This window comes from Desulfovibrio sp. (assembly GCF_018379785.1).
In the GTDB taxonomy this organism is placed as follows: domain Bacteria; phylum Desulfobacterota; class Desulfovibrionia; order Desulfovibrionales; family Desulfovibrionaceae; genus Desulfovibrio.
Genome location: NZ_JAGZUV010000088.1, coordinates 1 through 10,690, shown reverse-complemented (window position 1 = coordinate 10,690; position 10,690 = coordinate 1). Strand labels below are relative to the sequence as shown.

Annotated in this window: 4 protein-coding genes; 1 reads left to right on the top strand and 3 read right to left on the bottom strand. The window is 57.8% G+C overall.

Translation table 11 applies throughout. The features are described from left to right. Window positions 1-33: 33 nt before the first annotated feature. Window positions 34-5,463 carry an Ig-like domain-containing protein gene (locus KH208_RS14120; protein WP_291437340.1) on the top strand — a complete coding sequence of 1,810 codons (5,430 nt, stop codon included), beginning with the start codon at window positions 34-36 and terminating at the stop codon, window positions 5,461-5,463. Window positions 5,464-5,709: 246 nt separating this feature from the next. Here the strand turns inward: KH208_RS14120 and KH208_RS14115 are convergent, their stop codons facing one another. From KH208_RS14115 to KH208_RS14105, 3 genes are read right to left on the bottom strand one after another with little or no spacing between them, the layout of a single operon-like run. Next, on the bottom strand, window positions 5,710-7,023 hold the full coding sequence (locus KH208_RS14115; protein WP_291437338.1) for a TolC family protein: 1,314 nt from the start codon (window positions 7,021-7,023) through the stop codon (window positions 5,710-5,712). Window positions 7,024-7,051: 28 nt separating this feature from the next. Next, complete coding sequence (locus tag KH208_RS14110; protein WP_291437335.1) at window positions 7,052-8,410, bottom strand: HlyD family type I secretion periplasmic adaptor subunit; 1,359 nt, start codon at window positions 8,408-8,410, stop codon at window positions 7,052-7,054. Then, window positions 8,391-10,139 carry a type I secretion system permease/ATPase gene (locus tag KH208_RS14105; RefSeq protein ID WP_291437333.1) on the bottom strand — a complete coding sequence of 583 codons (1,749 nt, stop codon included), beginning with the start codon at window positions 10,137-10,139 and terminating at the stop codon, window positions 8,391-8,393. The genes KH208_RS14110 and KH208_RS14105 overlap by 20 nt, the downstream gene beginning before the upstream one ends. Between the last annotated feature and the right edge of the window lie 551 nt (window positions 10,140-10,690).

Genomic DNA, 10,690 nt, shown 5'->3' with positions numbered 1-10,690 from the left:
ACCTATACCGGCGTGCGCCTGAGCGTGGGCACCATGACCGTGGAAGGGCAGATCGGCAGGGCCGCCGACGGCGATGCCCCCGCCAACTGGGAATATACGCTGGACAATAACACGTCCCTCAATCTCAAGGAGGATTATCTCTCCATTTTCGTGTCCAAGGTCAATGCCCAAGGCGGTGACAACGCCGTCATGGCAAAGGAAACCGCCGCGCCGGAAGATAATCTCCTCCGGCTTGACCCGGATGATCCGGTCAACGGCCTCAACCTGACCATGGACGGCAACGACACGTTGATCTCTTTAATCTTCACCGGCGCGACGGGCAACGGGTCGTTCTGGTATGAGGACGACGCGGGCGCGCGCCATCCCCTGCCCACAGGGGTGAATATGGCGGATGCCTATCTGGCCGGTAAAATTTACCATATGCAAGATCGCTATCAGGATGCCGACGCCACCCTGACCTGGCAGGCCACGGTCAGGGACGGCATCACCGACAACAGCGAAATAACGGTGGGCGGCACGCTTACCGTGGCTGTGGACGCGGTGGCCAAGTCCGAGGAAATCTACCTCACCTTCCCCGTGCTGGACAAGCAGGGAGGCACGCTGACCCAGACCCTGACCTTTGACGATCATGACGCCAATGAGCAGCACTATGCCGTCATCGCGCCTGATCTGTACCGGGTGGTGGGCAAGCAGGCGGAAGTGAAGGGCGCGGACGGAACCTGGAATACCGTTGAGGTTGAAACCATCTTTGACCCCAGCGGCAATCCCTATTACGCCGTGGCCGTGGACGGCTACCTGGGCGCTGACGGTTCCGTTACCGTGCGGTTCGGGATGCACGAGCTGAATATACCGGGCATTGAAAATTTCCCGGTCATTTCCGGTGGCGTGTCCGTGGAACCCAACGCCGGGTATAACGCCAACGACCGGGAAATGAACCTTGCCGATAACTGGGCCATCAATACCAAGGCCGAGTTTGTGAACGAGGGCGTGGTGGGCAGTAAGGATCTGGCCTTTGCCGCCGTGCAAATCGTGGAAGACGACGCGGCGGGCGCGCCCATCACCCTCATCGGAAGCGTGGACGCGAACGACATGCTTCTTTCCGCCGTACTGACGTTCACGCCGCAAGCGGCCGCTCTGGCGGCCGAGTCGGGCACCAGAGCGGGCAATGTCGGAGACCAGATCGCCACCATCGTCTATAACGGGCAATGCTTTGCCGTCACCCAGGACGGCGCGGGCAACGCGGTGGCCAATGTGGACTTCGGCACAGGCGGTTTTGACCCCACGGCGGACTTCCGCATCATCTGGGGCTCGGCGCATATGCAGGACGGCAAGCTGGTGGTGGATGAATGGAATCATGCCGCCGACGGCGTTCTGGATCTGAACACCGTCTTTACTGTGCAAAATACCGTCTCCGGCCAGACTCAGACGATCAGCGGCGCTGACCCTGACGGAATTGTCCTGACGGCCAGGGCCGACGAGGCCGAAGCCGTGTCCGGCGATGTCAGCGCCGTCAACGGCAACGCTGCCACGCCCGCCGACCTCGTGGGCGCGGGTGGGGACAGCGTGACCGTCACCGTGCGCGGCGAGTTCGCGGATGTGGACGGTTCCGAAAACCACGCGCTCCTGCTGGAGGTTCCCGAAGGCTGGCAGGTGTCCGCGCCGCTGGACGGCACGTATGAAACCGTGAACGGCACGCGCTACTATCGCGTGAACGTGGACGGCACGGAAACGCATCCGTCCGCGGACATCACCCTTGTCTCGCCGGACGGCCTCAACGGCGACGTGGATCTGAAGAGCGGCGCATGGGCTGAAGAAGGGAACGGCGACAGCCTGTTCACGCCGGGCGATCCCGTCACCCTGCATATGAGCGACGTAAGTGCCACCAGCGTCAGCGCGAACGTGTCTCCCGTCCAGGAAGACGCTCCGCTGTCCCTGGCCTCTCTGGCCGACGCCGCGCTGCTCAAGGCCGACGGCAACGACACTCTGCTCAGCGTCACCTTCACCGATCTCAAGGGCGGCAGCATTGTGGACGCGGACGGGAACACTGTCGCCGATCCGACCTTCACGAAGGCCGATCTGGCTTCCGGAAGGTATTTCTACCTACCGGCGGCCAACTACGCGGGCGAAATGGACGCTTCGGGCACGCCTCTGCCCATCAAGCTGGTTTATGACGCACTGCTGGGCGAAACCGATACCGGCGCGACGGCGACCCTCAGCGGCCAGACTCTGAACGTGACGGTCATCCCCATGGCCGACGCGCCCGAAAACATAGCCGGCGTTTCCGATACCGCCCTAGGCGATGTGCAGACCGGCCACAAGGCTGCTGTTTCGGTCACGCTTGAGGCCCGCTTTGAGGACGTGGACGGTTCCGAAGAGCACTTCTTTGTCCTGAGCGGCCCTCAGGGCGTGGCCGTCAAAGGCGGTTCCGGCTATGCGGTTGCCTTGCTCACGGCGGAAGAAGCGGCGGCGATGGTCCTTTCCGATCGCTTCCAGGGTGGAGAACAATTGTATAAGGTCACGCTGGACGACAGCACCCTTGCGTCCGTCGCCCTGGCCGTGAATCTGGAAGTGACCACCACCGTCTACAACGGCGGCGAACTGGTCTTTGTGGGCGGCGCGGCGGAACTCCGGCAGGACGGCGAATACAGTTACGCCACTTCCGGCGCGCAAAACGTGACATTACCGCCCGCCATCGAGCACGGAATCGGCAACAGCGCCCCCGTGGCGCAGGAAAGCGCTTCCGGCGTGGACAGCCTGCGTGCCGACGGCATTGAAGGCGTCATCGCCACCGACGTTGACCCGGACGGAGACGCGGTAACGGCCGGCGGCGTGAGTTTCAACGGAACCCCCGGCGTGCGCGACAGCGTGGACGGGCGGGACTGCTACACGGTGCGGGGCCAGCACGGGACGCTCCATTTCTTTGATGACGGCGCCTACCGCTATGTTCTTGACCCGGCCCACCGGGGCGTTGCGGGACAGGAAGTCTTCGACTACCAGATAATGGACGGCTACGGCGGCTCAAGCTCCAGCGCCATTACCATTGATCTGACCAACGCCAATACCGCGCCGTCCGCCGAGAACGTGGACACGCGGCTGGACAGCGTGCGCCAGACTGTGGTCAAGGGCGACCTGACGCTGGACGACGCCGAAGGCGACGTCGTGGATGTGGTTTCCGTCAACGGCACGACCACGCTCCAGAACTTCGGCACGGCCGAAGCGCCCCTGTGGGGCTTTGAAACGGCGGGACAGTACGGCACGGTCCGCGTTTATGAGGAAGGCGGCCAGTGGAAATACGCCTACACTCTTGCCCAGGATCACAGGGGCGAAGTGAATGACGAGAGCTTCACTTTCACCTTGCGGGACGCCTACGGCCTGGAAAGCACAGGCACCGTCGGCATTGACCTGTACAACATGAACAATAACCCTGTCGCGGAAGCCGGAACGTCCGCGCTGGACACTCTGCGCGACGCGGACAGGACGGTACGCGGCGACGTGGCGCTCAGCGATGCCGACGGCGACGCGGTGCGGCTTGATGCCGTGACCGGTCCCAGGGGCGAGGGCGCGTGGGGCACGGACGACAAGGGCGAAACAGCCTTTGTGGTGCGGGGCGACCACGGCACGCTCTATCTCTATCAGAGCGGCGACGCGGCGCTCAGTTACCGCTATGTGCTGACGGATACGACGGCGGGCGGCATCGACGCCACGGAAACCTTCACTTATACGGTGGACGACGGCTATCTGGGCACGGCCTCCAGCACCATTACCATTGGCCTGAGCAACGCCAACGGAGCCCCGGAAATCACGGGCGACCTGACCAACGAGCTGGATACCCTGCGTGATGCCGACAGAACCACAGAGGGCGGCCTTGTCTTTGCCGACCCGGACTACAATGTGGATGCGGGACGGCATGATCAGACGACGCTGACCGGCGTTCACTTCGGCAGCGGCGGCGGCACGTCCGACGGTTCCGGCGGCTTTACGGTCAACGGTGCGCACGGCCAGTTCCATATCGCCGCCGATGGAGCCTATACCTATACCCTCAACCCCGACGCCGTCGGAGAAACAGGTGAAGAAGTCTTCACCGTCACCGTGGCCGATGAATTCGGCGCGTCCCGCGAGGAGAGCGTGACTATTGACCTGCTCGTCCATAACCAGAATCCCACGGCATCCTCCGGCAGCGTGGAGCTGAACACCTGGCGCGGCGGCGGCAAGACCACCGGGCAGGTAGCCCTGGCCGACGCCGATGGCGACACGGTGCGGGTGGATTCCGTCAGCGGAGCCGCGGCAGGCGTCTGGGGCGTGGACGATCAGGGCGATCCGGCCTTTGTGGTTCGCGGCGGTTACGGCACGCTCTACCTGCATGAAGACGGCGGCTACCGCTATGTCCTGAGCGAGAACGCCAGGGGCCAGAGCGGCGAGGACGTGTTCTCCTATACCGCCCAGGACGGTTTCGGCGGCTCGGCGTCCAGCACCATCACCATCCATCTGGACGACGCCAACGCCGCGCCCGTGCTCAGCGGCGACCTGTCGGTATCCATCGGCGGCAATATCGGCAATTACGGGGACGGCCCGGTTCAGGAAAGCGGACTGCTTTCCTGGAGCGACGCCGACGGCGACGCCATAGCCTCCGTCTCCGTGGGCGGCGTCGACCTGCCCGCGTCCGGCGAGGTCAGCATTGACGGGCGGTACGGCATCCTTGTTCTAACCACGACCGGCGGCAACGAGGCATCCTACAGCTATACTCTGAAGCCCGGGGTTGATGCCCAAGGCATCACCGACGTGGATGATTTCGGCATTGTGGTCAGGGACATCCACGGCGGAGAAAGCGCACAGGAACTGTTCATCAATCTGTCTCCCTTGTCCCACGCGCCCGAATGCGACGACGTAAACCTGAACTGGCCTAAGACCCCCTCAGGCGACCTTATCTCCTACCTTGAGGGCCAACTCTCCTTCCACGACACGGATATGGACTACGATGCATCGGAAAGCCTGACGCTTGCCGTCAACGGCACGGCCATCACGGAGGACACGCAAATTGAGGGCCTGCACGGCACACTGAGCATCAAGGCCGACGGCACGTTTTCATACACAGCCATGGACAAGCTGGGACAGGATCTCCTGGAAGAGTTCACCTATACGGTGACGGACCAGGCAGGCAACACCGACACTTCCTGTCTGTACATCCGGCTCAGCGACAACGCGCCGGTCTTCCCCAATACGGGAACGACTGAAGAGGGAATTATCGTCACCGCCGCAGAAGGCGATGCTGCCGCTTTCATGGAGCACAGAGGCTTCCTTGACGTTCTTGAAAGCAACGCGGAAGAGCCGGTTGCGCAAGCGTCTGAAGTCGACGCGGCCCCCGCGTTTGATTCTCATGTCTACGATTCCGAGCCTGTGGAAATAGCATTGACGAGCGTGCCTCTGCCCCATGACGTGGATGCCGCGCAAAGCCTCTGCGCCTGATGCCCATACGCCGTGCGGTCTGACGACCGCACGGCTTCGTCTCAGGCCGGGGGAGTTTCCCCCGGCCTGAACGGAGGGACATGGCTTCCTTTAATCAGGGCACCCACGACGCCGATAATGCCATTTCCATGACTCAGACGGCGCGGCGCCTTGCAGATCATTGACTGCCGTGTCAATGTTACTCTTTGCCGAAGAAAAGCCAGGTTCCTGAAACAGGCCTGGCCAAAAACAAAAGCATTGCCGCCATTACCGCAACGACGGATTCTTCAGCCCGATATTGAAAAAGAGCTTGACGCGCGCGATTTGAAAATTGGCCAGTGACTTGCTGATGCGGACTTCCGCTTCCGTCAGCCTGGTTTGTGCGTCAATGAGTTCGGTGATCGTGCCGATATTGGTGTTATAGCGATTGCTCGCCATCGCGTAGTTTTCTTCCGCCGCTTTCAGCCCGTCTTTAGCTGTCGCATAGACTTCCCTGGCCGCCTGAATGTCCATCAGGGCTTTCAGGACATCTGTCTTAGCTGATGCAAGCGTATTTCTATAGGCCGCGCTCAAGCCGCTCACCCGTTTTTTGTCCCGGGCCACGCCAAAAGCGGTTTTCCCCCCTTCAAAAAACGTCCAAGTGAAATTGACGCCGATGGACCAGTACTGCCGGTCATAGTCGGTATAATGGTTGTCGGCATAATCCCTGTTGGAAGACATGACATCGGAGGTAAGATCCACTTGCGGCAGTGCCTCGCCGGCGGTGGACAAAACTGTTTTCTCAGCCGCCTCAACGCTTTTCCGGGCGATGAGCACATCCGGCCGATGTTTAATCGCCAAGTTCAGGGCTTCGTTTTCCTCATAGTCCATTTTCCGTGGATAATCTTCCAACTGCCCATTGTAGTTGATTTTTTCTTCCGGAGAAAAACCCAAAAAATTGTTCAACTGTATTTTGCAGATCCGGATTGTATTTTGGGTGTTGATAAGCTGTTCCTGCGCCTGCGACAGTTCCACCTTATTCTGCAAGACGTTCACATACGGAGCCATACCCACATCGAAAAATGACTGTGCGGCATCAAGCTGGGTAGTGATGCGCCGGATAGATCCTTTGACATAGCGCAAATCACGGCGGGCCTGCAATAAATTGAAAAACTGTATCTGGACATTGGAGATAAGTTCAAGTTCGGCATGGAGACATCGCAACTCCGCAATATCTTTTTCTATCATCGTGCGCTGAAGATTGTTCAGATGGGAAAAGCCCGCAAACAGCGACAATGTGGCGCGTAACCCTTTTGACGTGCTGGTATTAGAGAGTTCATCGGTACTTCCGATGGCTCCGCTGTTTTTGAGCTTGTTTTTATTGGCGACTAGGGAAACTCTCGGCCAGAAATAGCTCTGCGCCACCCCCACTTCCATCCTGGCGCTTTCAAGCGCCCGCACTTTCTCTTCTATGGAGGGGTTCGCCTGCAATGCCTGCGTAATGGCGGCGTCAAGCGTATACCCCCTCGCAAACGTATTGGCTGTTGATATGAATATAATTGTAACAATGGAAAACGCAGTCAAAAAGGATTGGCCGCCCATAGATGCCGTTCCCCCATTCATGGTATGATTACTCCCGTAACGCTCTGTCCCAACTCCTTAAAAGCGGCTCGAACATATAGTGTAGGATTGTCTGCTTTTTGGTCGTAATAAATACAGTCACCGGCATTCCCGGGGAAATATAGATGTCTGGCGTGTCCATGGCTTCAGGAAAAACCTGAACATGCGAAAGATAAAAGGGCATAGCTCCCATTGAGGTCTGCTTCTCCTGCCTGTCGGCCGCTATTTGCAGCACCCTGGCCGGGATCAGCGGCACCTGACTACGGGCAAAGGCGTCAAGTTGCGCCTGTGCTTCCTGCCCCACATGCACATCCGCAATTTTCTCCACCGGAATATGCACCTCAGCGATGAGCGGAGAATTTTCCGGCACAATATCCATCAACTGCTGGCCGGGCGCGATGACGCCGCCGGGCGAATGCACCTGCAAGCCGACGATGCGGCCCGATACAGGCGCGACAACCCGCAGACGGCGCTTGGTATCGCGCAGGGGCCGCAACTCTTCGCGCGTCTGAAGGATTTTGCTGTCCAGCAGATTAATCTCACTGGCCGCCTGCTCTATGACACCGATACTCAGTCCCTCGCGCTGCAACTTCAATCCATTTTTCTGTTGCTCCGAGGCGGCTATGGATTGGCGCAGTTTCCCATGATTCCCCTTATGCGAAGCAAGTGAGCGTTCCAGCTCCAGCACTTGCGACTTTTCCAGATATTTTTTGGCCATCAGCACTCTTTTGGCGGCCAGCTCTTCCGCAAGTGTGGCGATGATGGTTTTTTCGGCGTTCAATTCCTCGCGTAATCCGAGGATCTGTTCCGCTATCTGATTTTCCTGGGATTCAAGCACCTCTGCCTGGCTCTGATACGAGGCGCGGCGGGCGACGAAAATCTTTTTTTCTCCATCCAGAACGTCATGACTTTTGTAGGTCTCTACCAGGTTGAGCAATTCCTCAGTCCATTCTATCTCTCGAAACAGTTCTTTTTCAGCGAGATACCGGCATCGCGCGGCCAGAAAAAGTATGAGATTCTTGTTGGCCATATCCACGGATGAATCGACAGTCACGCTGCGCAGTGTGATAAGCGCCTGACCTTGCTGGACCTTCTCTCCTTCACGTACTTCTATGGAGTCAACAATGCCGCCTTCAAGATGCTGCACCGTCTTGCGCTCGGTATCGATTTTGATGGTGCCGGGCACGACAACCGCCCCGCTGATCTCCCCGAACACAGCCCATCCCCCCAAAATGCCGAAAAAAAGTAAAATAACGATCATGCCATGGCGGATTATGGGACCGAACGACTCGACGTCGTCCTCGTCGTCATGTTCGCCTTTCTCTCCACGGCCCGCAAAAGCGCGAAGTTTAGCCCACAGAGCGTTCATTACCGCCACTCCTGTTCAGAACTTTCTGCACAACCACAGGCCGCTTGCCCTCCTGCATTTGGAAAGCCGTTTGCCGCTGTCGGCGCTGCATCTCGGCCATTTCCCGCATAACCGTCGCGCGCGGTCCATAAAGCAGTATACCACCCTCCCGCAACACCATGATTTCGTCCACCGCCGCCAGAATCTGCGGCTTGTGCGCTACCAGCACAACCGTTATGCCAAGCTGTTTCAGTCGGGCCAGGCTTTGCATGAGCCGCATGTCGCCCTCTTCGTCCAGGTTGGAGTTGGGTTCATCCAGCACCACCACGCGCGGTTCGCCATACACGGCGCGGGCAAGCCCGATCCGCTGCCGCTGACCACCTGACAGCCCCTGCCCGAAATCCCCTATGGGGGTGTCATAGCCACCCGGCAGCCGTAGAATCAGCTCATGCACACCGGCCAGTTGCGCGGCCCGCACCACGCGCTCCGGATCAACTTTGCCCATGCGGGCAATGTTTTCCGACACGGTGCCGGAAAAAAGATCCACATCCTGCGGCAGATAGCCCATATATGCGCCAAGGGTTTCAGACTCCCATGACGCAATGTCCGCCCCGTCCAGCCTGATTTTGCCTGCCGTGGGCGGCCATATGCCCAACAGCAGCCTGCACAGTGTCGATTTTCCCGACGCGCTCGGCCCGATGACGGCCAATAAGGTTCCAGGCTTCAAATGAAAGGAAATGTCCCGCAACACGACGTTGTCCTGAAGGGCGAAGCTCACGCCCTCGACGGCCACTTCTCCCCGTGGGGAAGGCAGGGCCATTTTCTCCTGTGCCGCTGGCCCACTCAGCGTCGCCTTGATCCGGCTATAGGCCGCTTTGGCTTCCAAGGACTGTTTATAGGTGGCCATAGCCTGATCTAGGGGGGCAAGGGCGCGGCCCATGACAATGGATGAAGCGATCATGATTCCAGCTGTGGCCACATGAGTGATGGCCAGATACGCGCCTACCGCGTAGATGACCACCTGCAAGCCTATGCGGAGGGATTTGCTGATGGAGTGCAGCAGACCGACGCGTCTGCTGGCTTTGGTCTGCAAATGGATAACCCTGGCGTTCAACTCGTGCCAACGCGAACCGATGGAACCGATCATGCCCATCGCTTTGATGGCCGGGGCATTGCGCGTCGCGCTGCCCAGCAGCATGGTCGCGCGTTTGTTGAGTTCATTGGCTTCCTTAAGTTTGGGATCCGCGATTTTTTGCGTCAGAATGCCGAAAATGAGTACCAGCAGCCCCCCGATGACGGCCACAACGCCCATTGCGGGATGCAAAACAAAAATGAGTACAAAAAAGAGGGGCATCCACGGCATGTCAAAAAAGGCAAAGACCGCATTACTGCCCAAAAAACCACGCAAGGTCTGCACATCCCGGATTTCCCCTCTGTCCGGCAGTTTTTGCAGGGCGGATGCTGTACGCAATTCCAGGTCAAGAACAGGAAAACTCAGTTTTTTGTCGAACTCCACACCGATTTTGATAAGCAGACGAGAGCGTATCCATTCCAAAAAGGCCAGCGTCACAAGCGCGATAACTGCCGCTACGGTAATGACAACCAACGTCGAGATATTGTAACTCGTCAAAACTCTGTCATAAACTTGTAACATATATATTGAAAATGTAAGCTGCAAAATATTAATGAACATGCTGAACAGCATAGCATATCCAAAATATTTTTTACATAATGCAATAAATTCATTCATAATGCTTTCCATAATGCGAATGAGTTATGAAAACAACCATAACAGATACTAAATAACTCACTATGATTTATGCCTATGGACGAAATTAAGTAAAAATTTCGCCATATTACTAAAACGAAAGGAACTCACACACGGAGTTGCCCACAGGAAGTATAGACCGTTCGAGCCAATATCCCGTATTCTCTCCGGATTCCTAACGCCATACGTTACTTATGAATCTATAGGACCAAGATAGCCTATTTTATTTCTTTTCGCTATTCTTAAAATATCATGGCATCTTACCTGATTAGGGAGAGCGCAGCATGTGGGCCCCCATGCCGGATCGCGGAGCGGAGAACTGAAGCGAACTTGTTCCTCTGTCTTTAAGGGTGAGTCCGCGAGACGGACTCGCTTTTTTGTATGGAGAAAACCCCCCGCTAGGCGGGGGGTTCTAAAAAGCTTACAGCTTTGCCCATGTCAGTAAAACTCCTTTTGATTTGTTAAAAAGTCTCGCGGTCTGGCAACTGCGAGTCAACAAATCAAAAGGAGGTCACGATGGGTGACGCCAAAAG

Bases quoted from the DNA above. Each gene is read 5' to 3' on its own strand.
- KH208_RS14120 (WP_291437340.1), top strand. From the start codon at position 34: ATGACCGTGGAAGGGCAGATCGGCAGGGCCGCCGACGGCGATGCCCCC.
- KH208_RS14105 (WP_291437333.1), bottom strand. From the start codon at position 10,139: ATGAATGAATTTATTGCATTATGTAAAAAATATTTTGGATATGCTATG.
- KH208_RS14115 (WP_291437338.1), bottom strand. From the start codon at position 7,023: ATGGGCGGCCAATCCTTTTTGACTGCGTTTTCCATTGTTACAATTATA.
- KH208_RS14110 (WP_291437335.1), bottom strand. From the start codon at position 8,410: ATGAACGCTCTGTGGGCTAAACTTCGCGCTTTTGCGGGCCGTGGAGAG.